The sequence below is a fragment of the Streptomyces cyanogenus genome (assembly GCF_017526105.1).
Taxonomy (GTDB): domain Bacteria; phylum Actinomycetota; class Actinomycetes; order Streptomycetales; family Streptomycetaceae; genus Streptomyces; species Streptomyces cyanogenus.
In genome coordinates, this window is sequence record NZ_CP071839.1 from 8,703,297 (window position 1) to 8,721,735 (window position 18,439).

Sequence of the window (18,439 nt, forward strand, 5' to 3'; positions counted from 1 at the left end):
GCACCCCTCAAGCGCGGTTCGTAACGTCAGCCGGCGGTAGGCCGAGTTCGAGTTCGGGCAGCCACCGGGGCCGCTTCCGCCCAGCCGCGATCGACACGTCGAGCACCGCGGACGCCGCCTTTTGCCCTCAGATCGTCGGATCCCTGCCACAGTTCTGGCACGCAGGGTGATCGTCATGATCCGCGCCTTGGATGCCCCCTACGCGCCGCCGCCCGGTTCCTGCCCGGTTGAGAAACGGGGCGGTCGCGCGTCGGCAGTGGCACGACACCGCTGGTTGTTACTCACTTTCGGGTGAGCCTGCCCCCTGCAGTAGGGGGCCCTGCCCGGCACTGCATTGCCCGAGGCCAGAAATTTCAGGGGCACACTGGGCACGTGTGGCTCTCAGCCGCATTCTCAACCCCTGCGCCGTCGAGCGCTCAGCCTTGGACACCTTCCAGCGGCAGGTGGTCGCGGTAGTACTCCGACTCTAGCCACTCTTCCTTCACGAAGAGCGGGCGTGTCAGGAGCGTTTCCCCGACCCGCTGCTCACGCAGGAGGATTCCGAGATCGGTCAAGGAGAGCGATGCGTCAGGGGTGTAAAGCACCCAGTTCCCGTGCTCGGCTGCGTGGTGCAGGAGGAACTGGTGACCCTGCGCCGGATCGCTTCCTGCCAGCGGGAAGTCTGCCAGGAAGACCTGCGGGCCGGCGACTGCATCCAGCGCAACGCATGCAAGCTTGCCCACGTCGTAAAACGCCTTCACGCCGTCCGGGAAGTCTTCCTGCCCGTACGGGCCGCCAACCCGTGCCTCCGGCTCGGAGACCAGCAGTGCCTTGGCGACCTCTGCCGGCGACATCCCGAACCGCAGCGGTCCCACGCCGCCTTCCGCTCGCAGCTCCCAGCGCTCGCGCTCCACACTTGCGCTCATTCACCCCGTCCCTACGTTTGACCGGCCCATATTCGTGTCCGTTGATGTGCAGACGGACCGATCACGGTGCCCGCGAATCGTGAGATCGGGTGCCGAGGCTATCCCCTGCACCCACCACTCCCAGGAAGTACCTGACGCTGGCGGAGGCATCAGGGATCATCCGGGGCGGGCCGCCGATGAGCGAAGCCGACTGGGTGTGACGAGTCCGAGCGGCGGACGTGGGCGGGGCCGTGGAGCAGCACACGCAGCACCCGACCTCGACAAGAGATCAGGGCGCATCCTCGTGCGGTGACGTGACCGGGAATGAAGCGGAGGTCAGCCCTGGACCGGGACGATCGCCTTGTCGGTGACGGCGTAACGGCCGTCGGTCCAGTACGGTGCCGCGCCAGGTGAGGTCACCTTGTCCTTGCCGGTACGGGCGTCCAGGACCACGGGACCGTTTTGCTCCGTCTGGCCGTAGACCATCCCGTGCCAGGCACCGGTCACCTGGGGCGCCACCCGCCCCGAGCTGTCCGGCAGTGCCCACAGCATCTTCCCGGTATGCGAGTCCATTGCGAAGGCCTCCGAGTCACCACTCGCGCAGACCACAACAGACTGCTGGTCGAACCGGCACTGAGCTGGAACGCCGTGGCCCGACGGGACCTTGAAGCCCAACTCCTTGCCGGAGGCGGGCACGACGGCGGTGACGTTACCGAAGGGCTTTGCCTTCAGCCCCTGCACCAGGAGCAGTCCGGGCCCGGCGGCCACAGCGGTCCCGGATTCTGTCGCCTTCGACCAAGCCGTAGAGCCGTCCCGTACGGCCCGCGCCTGGAGACTCTCAGGTGACCAGGAGCCCGTCGACCTCAGGCCGATGACCCGACCGGCGGCGACCTCCACTGGTTTGAGGTGCGGGTCCCCCCAGACCGCCTTGCCCGCGGCGAGGTCGATCGCCACGACACCCACCTGGTCTCCGTCTTTCACGCTCACCACGGCGGTCGTACCGTCGACGCCCATCACAGCGGTCTTGAACGAGGACTCTGCGGAGTCCGCGAATTCCTTGGGCAGCTCCACCACATGCCGCCAAGTCAGCCGTACAGAGTCCGCGTCGGCCGCCACGACCTCGATCGCGCTATGGGCGGGCACGGGCGTCCCCCCCTGTAAGCCGACCCCACGGCCACCTCTTCAGGCGCCACGTGCATGGCGGGCGAGGGCTGCCTGCAGCTCTCGCTGCAGGGGGCCGGGCAGGTCCGTGCCCTGGGCGTGCTTGAGGGCGCCGTGCTCGCAGGGCCCCGGCCTCTACACCAGCGTGTCCGCGCGGTTGCGGGCGTGGCTTCCGCACTGATCGCCGCCGGTGGAGGCACCGCACTCGCCATACCCCGCCGCAGGACCCGTCAGGCCGTCTGAGCGCACTCCTCCCCGCCTCACCACGCGCCAATGTCGCCCCCGCACCCTGGCAAGAACGGTAGCGGGCTGTGCAGGAACGCATCGATACCCTCGCTCCGCAGCGGCGAGATCAACAGGTGGGGTATCGGCGAGCCTGGTCCCAGCACCTGGGCGCGGAGGTTTGCCCTCCGGTCCAGGCCGGTCAACTCGGTGAGGTGGACCAGTTAGCGCCACCATGGCCCGGCTGTCACGCGTGCTCACCGGCCTAATCCGTCCGTACGATGAGGCAGACGCGCCAGCTGGTGTGCGGTACCTCCAGGCATCCTGCGGTAAGGCCGGGAGAGTGCGGCTCCTGGACGGCCAGGCGTCGGCGCGTGCGGTTCTGCAGCTGGGGCGTGGCTGTTACTTCAGACCGAGTCGTTTTCAGCGGTCACCCAGTCTGAGGCAATGGCGTGCTGGGCTGCTGTGAGGGTGACCCGTCCGTTGCAGATGGCTGTGTGCAGGCGGGTTTCGACTTTGTCCTTGTCGTTGTTCGGGTTGGCGCCCGGCCTGTGGCCGGGGCTCGGCGGTTCCACCCAGGGGTTGCGTGGGTCGTTCGGGTCTCCGCCCAGCTGCAGTGAGACCAGGTGGTCGTACTCGGCGTCGTGCAGGCTCGCCTTGTCGGTTTCAATGCGGCAAGCAAGCAGTGGCGACGATCTCGCTTACCGCCCGATCGGTAGGACCGGCTCGAGTTCCAGCGGTGTTCGTCGGGGGCGTGCGGCCGCTTGGCGTGCCGTGGTCGGCTGCTGGCGCGGATTATGAGACACCGGCCGATGCGGAGCCTCACACGAGGGTTCCGGGCCTGCGGATCCTATGTGTGAGTCAGCCTGGTCAAGACCTGTCGGAAGTTACCGCCGGGGCCGGCGAACCTGGGTGAGACTGGGCGGCTGGAGGGTGAGGCGGGGGGCTGCTGCTGCGTGGTTACGGCTAAGAGGGGCATTCCGATGGCGTACCGGGTGAGTACCCGTCAGTAGCCCACGCGGCGTGTAGTGATCTCGTTACTCTGGGCAGTACTGGCATGGCGGAATCGGGGGGCTATGACGGCTACAGCGGTGCGGCACCTGTTAGTGGGTGTCAGTTCGTATGAGGATGCGGCGCTCGAGCTGCCGGCGGGCACGGCGCACAACGTTGCGCAGTTGCGAGAGGCGCTGACGGCCTCCCAGCATCACCACGATGACGCCTCGTCGATGGCGCCGCGGGCCTGCCGGGTCCTGGAGCCCGGTGATGCCTCGCAGGTGCTGGATGAGGTTGCGGCGGTGGCCCAGGAGCAGCCGTCCCTCGTCGTCTACTGGACGGGGCACGCTGCAATCACGCCGGAGGACGGCGTGTGTCTGGCCTTGCCGCATTCGCGCGTGGACGATCTGAGTACCTGGATGCCCGCAGACCTGCTCATCGAGTCGATGTCGCCACGCGTGGACGAGCGATGGGACCGCCTGCTGATCCTGGATGCCTGCTTAGGGGCAGGGCAGAGCACGGCAGGCGGGCGGAGCGACGTGGATGTGTCCGAGGTGGTCACGTCGATGGGCCGCCCAGGGGTGGCGGTGTGGGCCGGCCTGGGGCGGACGGCGACGGGATTCGCGGCCAACAGCCGGGATACCTCGGTCTTCACGCAGGTGTTGGCGCACCTCCTGCTGAGAGCTGCGGAGTCGATGACGCCCCTGAAGCTTCAGGCCGCCCACGAGTGGCTGGTTCAGGAGCTCGAGCGCAGCGGCTATCCGCCGCCGTGCCTGGGCAATGCCGGTGCCTTCCGCAGCTTCCTGGCCCAGGCCTCCGACCCCGCCCCACAGCGCAGGCGGGCAGACCGGCTCGTGCGACGGGCGCTGGGCCGGCTCGTGCCCGCCGACACGCGGCGCTACGCACTGGTGTGCGGGATGGCGCTGTGGGGTGCCCGGGAGCAGGACACTTCCCCTTACAAGAACGCCGTGTGGCTTTACGAGCGGCTGCTGGCCAGTGGATGGGGCTTCACCCGCGACACCACCACCGTGGTCGGATCGGTGACCCGGCAGGAACTGCGCAGCAAGATCAGCGAGCTGGCCTCGCAGGGGCAGAACCTGGTCCTGGTGTACCTCTCCGGCGCTGCGCGTGTCTTCTCCGAGCGCGACTCCCTCGACGTGATGGTCGCCTTGGCGGAGGAGCAGTCCGTTTCGGTCAGCGAACTGGTGGAGATGCTGCGCACCTCGCGCGCAGAACGCGTCACCTTGCTGATCGATGCCTACCAGTCGCATACGCAGACGGCCGTTGCCGACCGCTTGGCTGCGGTTGCACAGGCCTGCGGCTGGGCGCCTGCCGCGGGGGCCAGCCGCCTGGCCATCACGTGGGCGACTTCCCCTGCTGCGTCCGGCCCCGACCCGCTGGCGCTGACTGCCCAGGGCTCCGCCCTGACTGACGAGCAGGGCTGGGGCGACTTGCTGTATTCCCTTCCTGGGACTGGCCACTGGCCGCGGCCATGGAGGTTCTCCTTCCCCGAGGCGGAGATCCGGTACCTGCCCGGATCCGGCCCGCTTGCCGCCTGGCAGACGCTGCTGGGGAGCCTGCGCGAACCGTCTGCTGACGCGAGTGTGGCCCAGTGGCTGCTGTCTGTGAACCCCGCTGGTGTGGGGGATGTGCCCTCGGACCCGTTTGCGGGGCTCGTTCCGCCTCCTGCGGTCCCCCCTGCCTCCTCTCCGCCTCCTGAGGCGAAGTCCTCGGCTCGGCTGAGGGTGGTGGGGGGAACCTATCCCGCGGCAGCGGGCCGCGAGATTCTTCTTGCCTTCGATTACCAGTCCCACCAGCCCGGCACTGTGCCCGTCTGCGGTGACGACCCGCTCGACCTGACGGTTGTGGTGTCGGCCGATGACGCCGCTGTCGAGCCGCGGCTGTTCTACACCCGTGTCGACCGTGATGCCGGCACCCCCACGCAGTGCATCCGTCTGACACCCCGCACCGGCACGCCTGTGAAAGTCCAGCTCAGCGTGATGCGCCGCGGTGACGGGGCTCTCCTGCAGGAACTGACCACCGTTTTGCCCGCGGCCGCACCGGAGAACGCAGCGCTCTCGTAATGGACCAGCTCAACATCAATCTCGACCTCACGCTCGTGCACGCAGGCCTCGATGAGGACACCTCTGCCACGCCCGAGCCGCACAAGATCGCCGATCGCAGCATCTTCCTACACATCAGCACCAACAGTGCCGGCCAGTACACCGTGCTCGCCCACGGCACCGAGTTCCAACGCGACGGCAGCCTGAGCATGGAAGGGGCCATCCACCGCAGCAGGGAAGACATCGCCGCCGCCACCTCAGAGCTGCTGCGTGGCTGGTCCAAGGACGTCATCCAGCACCAGCCGCCAGGGCAGGAGGCGTTCACCTTCGAAGGATCGCCTGTCGTCGACTTCGGGGAAGACCGCGCGCGCACCTACCTCAGCAAGCAGGGCCTCGCTCTGGCCCGACACGGCAACAAGCTCTTCAAACGCATCTTCTGCAACGGTGACGACGACTTGCGTCGGCTCGGAGAGCGCCTGGAGCACGCCCTGCGCAACAGGCCTCAGACCATCACCGTCATATCCGACGACTTCTTCGTCCCCTGGAGCATGCTCTACGTCTGCGCCGACCCCGACACGCGGATCTCCGCAGCGAACGCCTCATGGGACTGGTCGGGCTTCCTGGGCTACACCCACCTGATCGAACACGTCCTGCCCACCGCCGGCAGGGCTTCGACCCGCCAGCGCATCGGAAGCCCGCAGCGCCGGTTACGCACCGGACTGCAACTCGACCTGCGGCTGATCAACCCTGAACACCCCGCCGGACCCCTGGCCCCGGTCCACGCCGTCATCGACGAGCACACCGACTACGCAACCCGCAGCTGCAAGCAGGACGTAGCCGACGCGTTTTGCGACCCTGCCACCGCCGAGGAGATCCTCCTGTTCGGCGCGCACGGCACAGCCGAACGCTTCGACGACCAAGGCATGATCCCCGCCCAGGTCACCCTCAGCGACGACGACCCCATCTGCAGCTCCGACCTGGACTTCTGGCGCGAGGAACGCAAGAAACCCCTTCCAGAGCCCCTCTGCTTCATGATGGTGTGCGAAGGCGGACGCACGGCCACCCACATCCACGAAGGGCTCGGCAGGCCCCTCTTCCAACTCGGGGTCGGCTGCCTCGTAGGCCCGCAACTCGAAGTGCCCATGGATTTCGCCGGCCTCTACACCCACCGCTTCTTCCAAGAAGCATTCACCGGCGCCCGGATCGCCCACATCGCCAGAGAACTCACCCGCGAGTTCCTCATCAAACACGCCAGCCCTCTCGGACTGATTTTCACCCTGCTGCGGGGCATCGACACTCACCTCGCAACACCCGACCAGCAAAAGAGACCATGAGCCAGCGCATCACCCACCTCGACCTCGACCGCGACGGCAAACTCATCCACCCCCGCACCGGCACCCCGCTCGACGCCGACGAGGTCCCCGCCCATATCGAACGGCACCTGCGCCTTGACCCCGCCACCACCGACGTCTTCCTCTACGTCCACGGCTGGCGGACCAAGCCCGACGACGCAGCCGATGCAGCCCAGCGCCTGGCCGCGCTCATCGGCGACCTCATCGACAACCAGCCCCACCACTACCCCTGCCTGACCCCCTTCCGGCCCCGGTACGTAGCCATCCGGTGGCCCTCGCGCAGCCTGCCCACGCCTAAGGGCTACCGCACCATCCGCGACCGGGCCGCCGCCATGTCCCACCCCGGGCAAGCCGCCCGCGTCCTGGCTGCCATCCTCGGCTACTACAACCAGCACCGCCGCACCCCCGCCCCCGGCCCGCCGCGGCTCAAGACCGCCGGCGGCCAGTACCTGCACGCCGTGGGCCACTCCTTCGGCGGCCGGTTCCTGGCCCACGCCATCGCGCAGGCCAGCACCAAACTGCCCCACAGCCCCCGCACACTCACCTGGAACTACCGCAGCGACCAGTACCCCTGGACCCTGGACAGCTTCACCACCTTCCAGATGGCGCTGCCCCACGACTCCTTCGCTGAAGCGCCCTACAGCCGCCTGCTCGAGGACAACGTCCTCAACGCCCCCGTCGCCATGACCTTCAGCCCCCACGACCGGGCCCTGGGGCGCTGGCACCGCGCCACGGAAGAGGGCAAGGAGGGCATCGGCTACGCCGGCGCCACAGCACCGGAAAGCCACCTGCACACACTCCGCCTCCAAGACACCGGCGACGCCTACACCTTCCCCTCCGCCCGCCTGCTCAACGTGGACGCCTCCCACCGCTACCGCGCATCGCCCGCCCGCATCGAGGGAGCGCACTCCGACTACTTCCACCCCGAATCAGCCCACCTCCTGCTCTCACTGGCCAACCAGGCACGGTGATGGGTGGACCGGGACACCGCAAAAGGGGCCGGGGCGCATGAGAGAGCGCCAGAGCTGGAGCTCCATGCAGCCTGCAAGCCAGACCAAGGGGGAACATTGTTTTTCGATGATCTGAACGATCCAAATGTAAGAGCTGCTGAGGAACGGGCGAGGGCAAGCGCCGCAGAGTACATCGCCAACTTCGACCGGGCCGTCGAGCGACTGCGTCTCGGCGATGTTGATGTCCCATTCATCAGAGCGACGGTCCGGGAGCCGGAGGACGTGGCGCGAGCCTTCGCACCATTCGCGGTGTCTGGTATCACCTTGATCGGCGTCTGGTGGAAGGCGAACCCCTACATCTTAAGGCACGGGCGCTTCTCCTGGCCGGTCCATCTGACCGATCTGACGCCTGCGCTGACCATTGGGGGACTGGGTGTTGTCTTACTGTGGCTCCTGGCCCGGACCCGATTCGGGGGAACGCCTGTACGTGATCAGCTGATACACGACGTTGCTCGGCAGGTGATCAAATGCGGCCGCGCCTACGGCCAAGACATCCCTGAGCGCGTCAAGTGCCTGGCGCAGCTGGACTACGGGTACTACCGCGTTGAGCGCAGCCTCCTCCGCGCTCACCGGAGGCGCAGAACGATGGCGTGGGTCTCTCTGCGCCACTCGCCTGCGATGCGGCACGCAGCCCTTGTTGCCGCGGCACTGCGCCAGGATTTTCTACGTGTCGATGTTGACTCTAATCCGGCGCTTCGGGATCTCGCAGGCAAGTTGCTGACAGTGGGCGAGCGGTATGCCGAGGGCCGTGTCGGCGGCCTTCTTCCTGAAGAAGTGCTGCAAGGGCTCGAGCCGCTCTCCCTTCCCCGGAAGGCGTTGCAGGAGTCGGCACGCGCGGTGTTGATCATTCTGGCTGCCTTGGTCGGAGCGGTTGTAGCACATAAGGCGGCTGGCGCATTCGGGCACCCTTGGATCGAGAAATGGCTTCCCCTGGCCGGCGCAGTCGTGGCCGGGATTATCGTCGGAGGCTGGCACAGGGTCTCTCAGATGCTGCCCCTCGCTCCTGGGAAGGGCTGACACCGGAGCGGTGCCCCGCCGGGACCGGTTCGACTGCCGAGGTACCGCACTGAGGGGTACCGCACTGAGGAAGCACGCCGGCAGCGAGGCGACGTGGCCGATGCCGAAGCCGGACTTCCGGTTCAGATGGTCGGTGAGCAGGTTTCCACCGTCGCCGCAGTCGCGGCTGGCGAGGCGGGACTTGGGTGATCATTTCGACGCACAGTTCTTCCGCTTCCTGGGAGGACTGACGAAGACGACGTCGGGGGCTTCGCGAGCAACTCGGCTATGGGAAGCTCGGAGAGCGGAGTGAGACGCGTGCCTGCGCACCCACGGCGAGAACGGTCCGCCCAACCATGCGACTGGACGTGGAGAGGACCTAACCCTCCCCGTGCCCGCGGCGCACCCGCCCCGGCGCAGATGTCTTGCGAGCGGGCAGGCCTCAGAATCGGCCGCCTGAACGAGTGGGCCGGCCCACCCCGCCGTCTCGACGTCCTCGTCACGCCCCTGGGAGGCGAGCCGAACTCTCGCCCCATTCGGAACTCTCCGCGGTGAGGTGAGTCGGTTCGGGACCGACCGGCTCGGGTCGGCCCGTTATCCAGCGCAGGAGGCGGAACGTACGCGGGGAGTCGGGCCCCACACCGCTGTGGCGAAAGCGAGGAGCAGGACGGCCAGTTCGGCGCTATACAAGATGCCCGCGAGGCCGGGGTCCAGCATGCTGACCGCAGCGGGAATCGCCAGGATCGTGGCGGCCAGACCGAAGGGGGCCCGGGTGCCCGGCATCCTCATTTCGGGCCCACCCGCCCACCGGCGCCGACTGCCCGTCCGCGGAGTCCGAGGACCCAGCTCCAAGCGATCACAGCCGGTGCGTGGAGCGTGAAGTTGCGTAGCGAATGCCTTGCCTCGACCCGCAGCTCAGAGCTCCCTGACGCCCGCTCCACCCAGACGAAGAGAGCAGAAACACCTGCCTAATGGAGCTCCAGGGCGATCGGGATGCTCACACTACGATGTCCTCGAACCGCTCCAATTGCGTCCAACCCTTCGCGGCCCGCACATGCGGAGGCAGTCGGTCTGCGGCGGGAAGCGGGCCCAGGTCCAAGCCGGTGATCTCCGCGACGTCAGCCACCGGTACCTGGAAGGTGCGGAAGGCTCCCAGTGGCGGGGGGTCGCCAGCCCGCGCTGCGTCAGCCATAGCTCGTGCAGCGGCATCGCGGGACAGGTCGGGGCTTTGGTCGAGGACGTACGCGGTAGCCGCGAGCTCACCGTCCTGCATGAAGGCTGCGACCTTCCAAAAGCGCAGCGGCACCTGGATACCGCGGTAGGGCGGGTCGGAGTCTTCAAGGACCGGACCGGTGAACACTGCCAGCTTGCGGTGGAAGGTCTTGGCATGGTTGAGCAGGAAGTCTTCCAGCCCCTGCCAGAGTTTCTTTCCCTGGTTGAAGAGATCCATCTGCGGCGCTGCGTTCGTGTAGTGGAACGTGTCGCTGTTCGCGGCTGACGTCTCACTTGCCGTACCCCAGACCGGATCAAGCCTGCGGACCAGATGGCCCTTGTCGAGTGGGTTGTTCTTGTAGACGGGGTCACCCGCTTGCTTTCCGTCGGGAAGGCGCGGGTCAAATCGCCAGTCGTTGGTGCGGTCCGCTTCGATCAGCTGTTGGCCGTTGATCACCACACCGGTTGATGCGGCCAGTCGTCGGTCAGGGCGGAACACCACGCTGAAATGTGTATACGGCAGGATCACAGTCTCGATGCCTGGATCCACCGGGCGGGGCAGCGGGACAGCTGGTCCCAGGAACCGCTCGTCGTAGCCCGTGCGGTTCGTGAGGGATTCGCGAGTCAAGGCGTCGGCATCAGGCGTGGGATCAGGCGAAGACGTCATGTCTCTCTAGCTACCGCGCAGCCTGATCATTGATGCCGGCATCACCCGAATAGGACCCGGCCGCCGCCAGCTTCAGCACGGCCGCCGAACCGGGACGCTTGGCAGGTCGTTCCGTCCTGGGCCGCTCGACGGGGTGTGCGTGGCTGCTCGCCATGATCGGTGAGAAGCCCTGCGCGCCCCGGCTGGGGGTCTTTGTCTGTTGACCGGCGCGGTGACACGGAACGGACAGGTGGGAAACTGCGGCATACGGCCTGGAGCGGCGGTTGGCGACAAGCGTGTCGGCGAAGCTCTCGATGCAGTCTGCTTCGGTGAATGCGTGGATCTGCCGGTTGAGTAACTGTCCCTTGGTGGACACGTGTGTGGAGAGCGGGCGGTACTTGCTGGCTGGATGGCTGCTGGCGGTGCGTGTGAGCGGAACCTGTCATGTTTCGCCGTTCTGGCCTGCACGAGGTGCTGACGGGCGGGTGATCTCGGTCAAAGTGCCGTGGTGATCAGGACAAGTCCGACTCGCTGGGCAGAATTTCGCTCATGTGTTCGTAAGCCTGAGTGCTGACCAGTCGCCAGAGGTGAGATCCGGCGGCGCATGAGTTCGGGGGTTCGTAGATGGGCCGTACAGGATGGTGGCCGTCTGGCAGAAAGCTGCTGACGGCGCTTACGGCACTTGTTGTCGTGTCCGCAGCCGCCCCGGCGTTGGCGAGCGCGGACCAGCGAAGCGATCTGCGAGTGGAGTCGTACGTCCTGCCGCTCGGTGAGGTGAGGTCGTCGCTGCAGGAACTGGCGACTCCCCAGGGGCGGAACAAGTTGCAGCAGTTGGCGGGGCAGGCCGAGTCTGGCGCGCGGCTGGCGCAGGAGACGAGGGGGCCGGCGGCTGGCTATGCGCCCGAGTCGCGTCGGGCCTCCGGTTACGCGTTGTCGAGCGACGAGTCAAGGGGGGCGCCGGGGGCCGGGCCGGGTGCGACGGCACCGGAACCGTCGAGGAAGATGACGTTCGACGAGTGCAAAAAGGGCTTGGGCTCCGACAACCCGTTCTTCGTGAAGTCACGGTTCGCTGTATGTGATGGCGCGTCGTTCGTGCAGGAGTGGCTTGTCAACGGCCGTCCCACCGGTGCCAGCATGTTCAACCTGCGCGTCGTCGGAACCATCGCGAAGAACAGTCGCACCATCGACTACCAGTACTACTACACCGATTTCAAGGTGACCGGCAGGACAGGGGCACTGACCATGCCCATCAGCACCAAGGGAACCACCCCGAAGACCTGGCCGTCCGGCGCCCACTTCACGCACGGCGGGAACATGCCCGGCACCAAGACGTGGACGCAGTTGAAGGCGCTGCGCACGTTCCACCACACGATGAACGCCAAGCCCGGCCAGGGAAGCGGACGCTCGGATGTGCTGGCCGCGGTCTACGAGCCCGTGGTCAGTTTCCAACCGCCGGCTCCCTGGCAGCTGAGCGGCGACACAGGCGGCAAGCTGTTCATGCTCGCACCACTATGGGACGCGGCGTCCTATCTGCCCAACTCCACCGGTGGCGGAAACCCGGCGAAGAAGGGTGCGGCAAGCTTCGCCTACTACGCGTCGCTGACTCTGAGTGCGAAGGCGGGCGCGGAAGAACGCGCCGAAGCCCAGCACATCAAGACGGCGTTCACGCATCCGGAGGACACCAAGCCGTACATGTCGGCCAAGAAGGTGCCCGGCCAGACCGTCAAGGCTCCGCTGCACCGGACAGTGAGCGCGCAACGGAACGAGGACAACCGCAAGGCGGCGAAGAAGCAGTGCAGGCGCTACTGGGGGGACGGGTACTCCCATGGCGGGACGCGGGACTGCGACGAATACCCGTTCGCCAGTACCTATGAAGGTGCCGCGGAACACGACTACGACCCTGAGGTACGGAAGTTCAACTTCTCGGTGAAACCCATAGCCAAGGAAGACAACCAGGCTGGTGGGCTCATCCTGAAGAGCTTCTACAGCAAGAACCGAATCCTCGACGGCATGAACGACGGCTTCACCGTCAGGATCATCGGCTGATGTGCCTCGCGTCGGAAGCGGCCGGCCGCTCCCGACGCGGTACGGGGACTACGAATCGGCAGGCCAGAACTGTACGAGGTAGCGCTCGACTCCTTTGATGCTCTCCTCGCTCTCGGCCAGAGCCTTGACATCAGCTCGGCCCGCGGAACTGACCCGCACGCGCCACAACCCGCCCGAGTCCGCCAGTGTGATCAGGTCATCAAGTCGGCCCAGGCTCATCGACCACACCGCGACCTGGCCGCTGACCGACTCGAAGTCCGCCTCCGCCTGCTCTTCCCAGGCTGCGGAGTCCTGCACAGGCGCAGGCCCGTCCCATACCTCAACCGTGAGAGAGGCGGTGTGGGTATGGCCGGCGCTCGTGATGTCCAGGCGTCCGGGATGGGTGCTCAGGAAGGTGCCGAAGTTGAATTCGTCCGGGAACTCCAGATCGAGGAAGGCGTCGTCGGATTCCTGCAGTGCGAACGCGTGGTAACCCACGAAGACATCAACATGCTGCTCACGGACAAGCTGTGGCACGAGGCGCCCCCTAGGGTTGTAGACGACTGGCCATCGCCTGCGATCATATGGCGGCGCCGCCGACCAGGACGCGGCACTGCGTAAACAGGGCGGCGTCCTGGCCTCGGGCGGCCGATGGTGCCGACGCGGGCCGCGCGGCGGGGTGCCGCCCCTGCCTGGACGGAGCAGGCCGCGCTGTAGCCACCGGTATCCGGCCAGCGTCGGCTGCCGCTGTTTTAGCCCGCCAGGACTTACCCGGTTCGGCAGCCGGGAGCGTGCGCGGCCGGACAATCCCTGGCTGGCCTCGGCCCGGCATGTCACCCACTGTCTCAGCGAGGCCCACCGCGGCCCCGCAGGGTCTGCCTCGACGTCGGCCGGACCGTGGTCATTGCCGACCGCGGCTCAAGGAAAGAGTTGGATGCCGGCCGTTTCATGTTGCTTTTGCCGATGGAGACTGCCCATGTTGTGCCTGCCGGATGCGCTGGGCGAACATGCGGGTGACAGAGTTCAGAACCTTGGGATCCGCTGCGGTAGTTGGGCCGACTGTGTTGATGTTCACGTAGGCAAAAACAGAGCCCAGGCGGAGGGTGATCGAAGTACTGCAAGTCCGCCCGGCAGTAGTGCCGATGCAGTAGGAGGCCGTAAATGCTGCGTCGACGTCCGGGATCCGCGCGGGCCCAGGATGGGCGCTTGCCATCTTGGACTTGCTCTCCGTGTACCTGCTGATGGCCTGAGCCGGCTTCCGGAAGGATTGGAGACCGAATCCAACGGCGCCTTCGAGGTCGGTCGCAGCGTAGCCCAAGTGGCCGTAAGCCAGGCTGCCGCCGTCTTCGGGGTGGGCGCCATCAAGACTGAGCGTGCCGGCTTTCTTCCAGCCGGGAGGCACGTCGTCCGAGTCCGGTAACACCGCTCGTACTTGCTCCTTGCCCAGAACTCTGACGACTTGAGGCGAAGGCGTGTTGCCCTGGCCGGAGCTGTGCTTCTCAGTGCTGACTCCGGTCCCGCACCCAACAAGGGACGAAAACGCACCGATCACACACAGGGTGTGGACCGTCCTCCCAGCCCGCAACACGTTCCCCCTCTACAACAATCGATCAACATCAGCGATCATATGGGTCTCCGAGTGATGCTCACACCGCGCAGTCGCGGGCTCACCGCCGTCCGTCACGACAACAGGATTCCTTCCGGACGAGTTGGAAGTTGGCGCGCCCAAACAAGGCCGTGCAAGGTCAGCCGATGGGAGCGTCAGCGCTTCGCCGAGAGACCGTGGTCGGCTCGTCGCCCCAGTCGTGGAATGGCGAACAACCGTGTTCGACCGGACATGGCGGGCGGCGCGGGGCGTCCGCGGTGCGCTCCGCCTGGTACCCGTAATGTCTCAACTCCGCCATGCCGCGGTCTCCCCTGTGCGGGGCGGTGGAGTTCGAGCAGTGCGGTGATCCAGAGCGAGTGCCCCTGGCTGCGGCGGGTCGTTCCGCCGGAGTCGAGTCCTCGACGGACGGCTTCGTCGCCGGCGGTGCGCAGGTGTCGGCGAGCAGACCGGGCAGGTCGAGCATCACGTCCAGGTCGGGCGTGGGCTGATGGTCGTCGGGGTCGACCGGGGTGACGTCGAGCTGCTCGGGCAGTTTGCGGGCTCCGGCGGAGTCTAGGGCGCGGCGGATGGTCTTCGGGTCGACCTGGTTCCGAGATCATGTCGCGCTGGAACTCCAGCAGGGCGGCGAGGACGGAGACCATCATCTTGGTGCCGGGGTCGTCAGAGGCGAGTCGATGCCGGACAGCAGCCCGGATTCCACCCGCAGGTGCAGGCCCCGGCGGATCAGCGCCGAACGCAGGGTGAGGATGTCGGCGACGGAGCGGAAGAGGCGGTCCGAGGCGGAAGCCCGCAGCGTCTGAGAGTGCACCACCACCGAGCCGCCCGCACTCCGCGGCACGTGGCGGCCCTGACGCCACCTCGCCGCCCGCACCGGTCAGGGGGCTTCACGCCGCCGAACAGACGGTTCGTCAGCCCAGAACGCACCCTCGTCCTCGCCCGCCAGCAGGGGCTGGCCGGGTCGTTTGTAAAGGAGCTAGCCGCCACCAAGGCATTCGTGATCCTCGTCGACGCGCGGTTGACGCCATGGCTCCGACTTGTCGGGCGTGCGCGGAGTCATTTGTGTGGCTCGCGGTAGCCGCCGCGCCGGACACAGCACCCTCAGCTCTGATACCTCATTTCTATGGGCGGGTTGGTGGACATCCATAGCGACCGCTGCTCAGGTTTGGAGGGTCCGTGCTGCAACCCTCGCTAAACGTCGGCCTCATCACGTCCACTACCTGCGTTTCAGGCCGAACGCCCCAGTTGCTGACCTTGGAGCGGTCACGCGGTGGCCTGTAGGAAGGTTGCCAGCGCGACTCAACCCACCAACCAGCCTGTGTCCCGGCGGGCATGCATGGCCGTGAGCTCGCGGGGCGGGGCCTGAAAGGACCATCCAGCGTGTCTGGAACGAAGAGAAGAAGTCGCTGTCTGTCCCGATTAGCCACCGTCGTTACCGCCGCGGCTCTGTTAGTCGGCACAGGCGTGGCGTCTGCCGCCGACAGCCCGGCTCCGAGCGAGGACGGGAACTATGCTCCGTCGTCGCGGCCGGCCGCAGGCCCGGAAAAGAGCATCCGAGCCGGTGGCCGCCCCGCGTCGGGGAGCAAGCCGGAAGCTGGACCCACATGGAAGCAGAACGGCTCTGTGTGGCAGGTCGACCGCACGGTTGCGCTGCTGCGCAACTCGGTCACGGACCCGGACGGGGACAAGGCGAACCTCACCTTCGAGGTGTGGACCGTCGACACGGCCGGCAAGCCGAAGGCGAAGCTGAAGCTCACGGGTCAGAACGCCGACCCGGCCAACCAGGGCGAGGTGTCCGCCGAGTACGGGGTCATCGTGTCCAAGATGGTGGCCTCGGGGTCGAAGGCCACGGTCACCGTCCCGCACGGCAACCTCAAGCCGGCCACCACCTACGCGTTCCGTACCTCCGCCTACGACGGCTCCCTGTACGAGACGGACTGGTCGCCCTACGCGACGTTCAAGACCCGGGGCCGGCAGGTCGACATCACTCTCCCGGCGCCCAAGAAGGACGCGACGGACCCGGCCTTCGACACCTCCTGGCAGCCGGTCCCCGGCTGGGGTTCGGTGAAGACCAAGGACGCCGTAGGTGAACAGCACTGCGAGGCGACCGCGCATGGCGACCGGCTGTGCATCGCCTGGAAGCCGGCCACGAAAGCAGACTTTGAAGCCGCCCGCGAAACAAGGGCGAGGCTGAAGTCCACGCGGACCGCGAACCCGCCGCTGCACGACTCCTGCGAAGTGGGCGCCACTGAGGGCACCTACCTGTCGATCTTCACCCGCGACAAGGCCTGCATGTACGGGAAGTTCTCCGTCCAGGTCACCGATGAGACAGGCCAGGAGGAGAAGGGCTACCAGGAATTCTTGTACTCCTCTCACATGAGCACGGCGCTGACCGGCACGGGGCTGAAACTCTGGGCCCGTGTCACACCGCTGCCGATGCCCGCCGGACACCTGCCGTTCCCCGCCCAGCCCGGCGCGATCAAGCTGACGATCTCCCCGCAGTGCTCCGCCGACTGCACGGACAAGCCCTCCTACGCCTGGGACGGCAAGCTGATGTGGGGCGGCTCCTACGACATCGACCCCCACGAGGAGACCGCGACGGCCACCGTGCAGTGGTCCGGCGGGGTTCCGGATGAGTCCGGAAAGAAGGACTCCGACCTCTCCCAGGCGCTGGCGTTCGCACCGTACGCGACGTTCTCCACGTCGGTGCCGGAGACGTTCCCCACGGACAACAGTCAGGGCTTCATCGGCAACCCGGTATACGCGCGCTGCGACATGGTGTACTCCCCGGCGGGCTGCGTGTTCCGGGACTACATGCCCGGCTATGTGTTCAACACCGCCAAGACCCCGGCGGCTGCCGCGCACGCCTGGCTGATCCAGTCGAAAATCCGCAGAGGAGCGCCGCTGAGCTACCTCCCCGACCGCAGGGGCGATACCGGCGAGCACGGTGAGCGCAACAAGTACGGCCGCGACCCCGACGCCAACCGCAGGGTCATCTGCCCGGACGGCTGGGCCGCCAAATCCGGCCACCCAGACACCACACCGGTGACCGACATCTCCGCCAGCGACAAGCCCTCCTGTGACGAGTTCACCTTCGCAGCGAGTTACAACAGCGGCGGGATGCCCTCCGACATGAGCGGCACCAACCCGGTCACCTCCGGCGACAAGTGCGCGCAGACCTACGCCACCAAGCAGTCGGACGGCACGTGGCGGCTCTACGATGACGAGCGCACGGCCGCGCCGACCTGGTCCGAAGTGTGCGGCCGGTCTGCGATGTCCGGCTGGGTCAATTCCACCTCGATGAGCCGCTTCCCCACGTTCGCCAAGGAGCTCCGGCTGATCGATCAGGACGCGTATTTCGTCAGGACGCCGGGCTTCGACAAGTGCGACGCCTCGAAGCCCACGACCAAGTGCGACATCCGGTAACACGATACTGACGCACACCACACGTGCGGCCCGGGACCGGTCACCGGACCGGCCCCGGGCCGCGCCACACGGGAGAACGGAGACACGCTGTGAGTTCCGGCGGGATCACATGGATAGCCGACGAGGACATCTCCTGGCTCGGCTACTACATCAAGCTGGCCCGGGGCCTGACCGGTGAACAGCTCGCCGCCCGCCTCGCCGCCCCCGGCGGTCCCGCACCGGTCCAGGCCACCACCGGGCCGCAGGCCGAAGAGCTCATCGACAGGCTCGACGCCGAGCGCGGCGACACCGACAGCATCGCCGTCCGCTACGGCGACCACGCTGGCCTGGGTTTCGCCATCGCCTACGGCCACTGGCCGTCCGTCCTCGGGCCCGCGTACCACGACGGGACATCCCGAGACGGGGCCCACGTCTTCGAGCTCTACTACGAGAAGCAGAACCCGAAGATCCCGCCACCCGCATTCGCCTACTTCCACGACGACCACTACGTGTGCGGTTTCGACATGTACATGTACACCTGGTCGCAGGAGATCACCGGCCCCGGCGCCGACCTCATCCGCGCTGACATCATCGCGGCCGGAATCCCGGAGGAAGGCAAGAGGGACACGGCACACCGCGCCTCTCTCGCCGTGCTGGAGCAGCGCTTCCAACTCGCGCTGCCGCGTGATCTGATCCTCGGCGCGTCACTGCCCACTGCGCTCGTCAGAGGGCAGCAGCCACGATGAACGGTCCGCAGGCGGACCCCCCAGCGCTCCAGCTGCCTCGAGGTGCGCGCCCACGTGTCCTTGCTCCGGGCGAAGGCACTCCTGGGCAGGCCTCCTCCTAACGTTCGACGGCGAGTTGTTC

Annotated in this window: 14 protein-coding genes and 1 pseudogene; 7 read left to right on the plus strand and 8 right to left on the minus strand. The window is 67.0% G+C overall.

Annotated features, from left to right (window positions below; genetic code table 11):
• Positions 1–416 precede the first annotated feature (416 nt).
• The 3 genes and pseudogenes from S1361_RS38455 to S1361_RS39765 form a co-directional block, all read right to left on the minus strand.
• Positions 417–893, minus strand: coding sequence for a hypothetical protein (locus S1361_RS38455; RefSeq protein WP_243768971.1), 477 nt, complete (start codon positions 891–893; stop codon positions 417–419).
• A gap of 327 nt (positions 894–1,220) precedes the next feature.
• Complete coding sequence (locus tag S1361_RS38460; protein ID WP_208029859.1) at positions 1,221–2,027, minus strand: outer membrane protein assembly factor BamB family protein; 807 nt, start codon at positions 2,025–2,027, stop codon at positions 1,221–1,223.
• A 647-nt stretch (positions 2,028–2,674) separates the two neighbouring features.
• Positions 2,675–2,920, minus strand: a pseudogene (locus S1361_RS39765) (hypothetical protein); the annotation flags it as partial.
• A 423-nt stretch (positions 2,921–3,343) separates the two neighbouring features.
• Here S1361_RS39765 and S1361_RS38465 point away from each other — a divergent pair.
• From S1361_RS38465 to S1361_RS38480, 4 genes are read left to right on the plus strand one after another with little or no spacing between them, the layout of a single operon-like run.
• Positions 3,344–5,344 carry a hypothetical protein gene (locus S1361_RS38465; protein WP_208029858.1) on the plus strand — a complete coding sequence of 667 codons (2,001 nt, stop codon included), beginning with the start codon at positions 3,344–3,346 and terminating at the stop codon, positions 5,342–5,344.
• Positions 5,344–6,657, plus strand: a complete 1,314-nt coding sequence (locus S1361_RS38470; protein WP_208029857.1) for a CHAT domain-containing protein — start codon at positions 5,344–5,346, stop codon at positions 6,655–6,657. The genes S1361_RS38465 and S1361_RS38470 overlap by 1 nt, the downstream gene beginning before the upstream one ends.
• Entirely contained in the window at positions 6,654–7,646 is a 993-nt protein-coding gene (locus S1361_RS38475; RefSeq protein WP_208029856.1) for a hypothetical protein, read from the plus strand. Before S1361_RS38470 ends, S1361_RS38475 begins: the two co-directional genes overlap by 4 nt.
• A 3-nt stretch (positions 7,647–7,649) precedes the next feature.
• Positions 7,650–8,702: a hypothetical protein gene (locus S1361_RS38480; RefSeq protein WP_208029855.1), complete on the plus strand. Its 1,053-nt coding sequence runs from the start codon at positions 7,650–7,652 to the stop codon at positions 8,700–8,702.
• Between the two features lie 976 nt (positions 8,703–9,678).
• Here the strand turns inward: S1361_RS38480 and S1361_RS38485 are convergent.
• Positions 9,679–10,560 carry a DNA/RNA non-specific endonuclease gene (locus S1361_RS38485; RefSeq protein WP_208029854.1) on the minus strand — a complete coding sequence of 294 codons (882 nt, stop codon included), beginning with the start codon at positions 10,558–10,560 and terminating at the stop codon, positions 9,679–9,681.
• Between the two features lie 10 nt (positions 10,561–10,570).
• Positions 10,571–10,915 carry a hypothetical protein gene (locus S1361_RS38490; RefSeq protein WP_208029853.1) on the minus strand — a complete coding sequence of 115 codons (345 nt, stop codon included), beginning with the start codon at positions 10,913–10,915 and terminating at the stop codon, positions 10,571–10,573.
• A 314-nt stretch (positions 10,916–11,229) separates the two neighbouring features.
• Between S1361_RS38490 and S1361_RS39770 the strand changes: the two genes are divergently transcribed.
• On the plus strand, positions 11,230–12,585 hold the full coding sequence (locus S1361_RS39770; RefSeq protein WP_243768970.1) for a NucA/NucB deoxyribonuclease domain-containing protein: 1,356 nt from the start codon (positions 11,230–11,232) through the stop codon (positions 12,583–12,585).
• A 48-nt stretch (positions 12,586–12,633) separates the two neighbouring features.
• Here the strand turns inward: S1361_RS39770 and S1361_RS38500 are convergent, their stop codons facing one another.
• From S1361_RS38500 to S1361_RS38510, 3 genes are all read right to left on the minus strand, one after another.
• The gene (locus S1361_RS38500; RefSeq protein ID WP_208029852.1) at positions 12,634–13,101 is read right to left on the minus strand and encodes a hypothetical protein; all 468 of its coding nucleotides are present in this window, start codon (positions 13,099–13,101) and stop codon (positions 12,634–12,636) included.
• Between the two features lie 409 nt (positions 13,102–13,510).
• Positions 13,511–13,987 carry a hypothetical protein gene (locus S1361_RS38505; RefSeq protein ID WP_208029851.1) on the minus strand — a complete coding sequence of 159 codons (477 nt, stop codon included), beginning with the start codon at positions 13,985–13,987 and terminating at the stop codon, positions 13,511–13,513.
• Between the two features lie 823 nt (positions 13,988–14,810).
• Positions 14,811–15,008: a hypothetical protein gene (locus S1361_RS38510; RefSeq protein WP_208029850.1), complete on the minus strand. Its 198-nt coding sequence runs from the start codon at positions 15,006–15,008 to the stop codon at positions 14,811–14,813.
• Positions 15,009–15,790: 782 nt separating this feature from the next.
• On the opposite strand from S1361_RS38510, the gene S1361_RS38515 reads away from it, so the two are divergent.
• Positions 15,791–17,593 carry a hypothetical protein gene (locus S1361_RS38515; protein WP_208029849.1) on the plus strand — a complete coding sequence of 601 codons (1,803 nt, stop codon included), beginning with the start codon at positions 15,791–15,793 and terminating at the stop codon, positions 17,591–17,593.
• An 89-nt stretch (positions 17,594–17,682) separates the two neighbouring features.
• Positions 17,683–18,318 (plus strand): hypothetical protein, encoded by a 636-nt coding sequence (locus S1361_RS38520; protein ID WP_208029848.1) that lies wholly within the window; start codon positions 17,683–17,685, stop codon positions 18,316–18,318.
• Positions 18,319–18,439 lie beyond the last annotated feature (121 nt).

What these genes read in the sequence shown, in the direction of transcription:
- S1361_RS38465 (WP_208029858.1), top strand. Translation starts at nt 3,344, where the DNA reads ATGACGGCTACAGCGGTGCGGCACCTGTTAGTGGGTGTCAGTTCGTAT.
- S1361_RS38470 (WP_208029857.1), top strand. Translation starts at nt 5,344, where the DNA reads ATGGACCAGCTCAACATCAATCTCGACCTCACGCTCGTGCACGCAGGC.
- S1361_RS38475 (WP_208029856.1), top strand. Translation starts at nt 6,654, where the DNA reads ATGAGCCAGCGCATCACCCACCTCGACCTCGACCGCGACGGCAAACTC.
- S1361_RS38485 (WP_208029854.1), bottom strand. Translation starts at nt 10,560, where the DNA reads ATGACGTCTTCGCCTGATCCCACGCCTGATGCCGACGCCTTGACTCGC.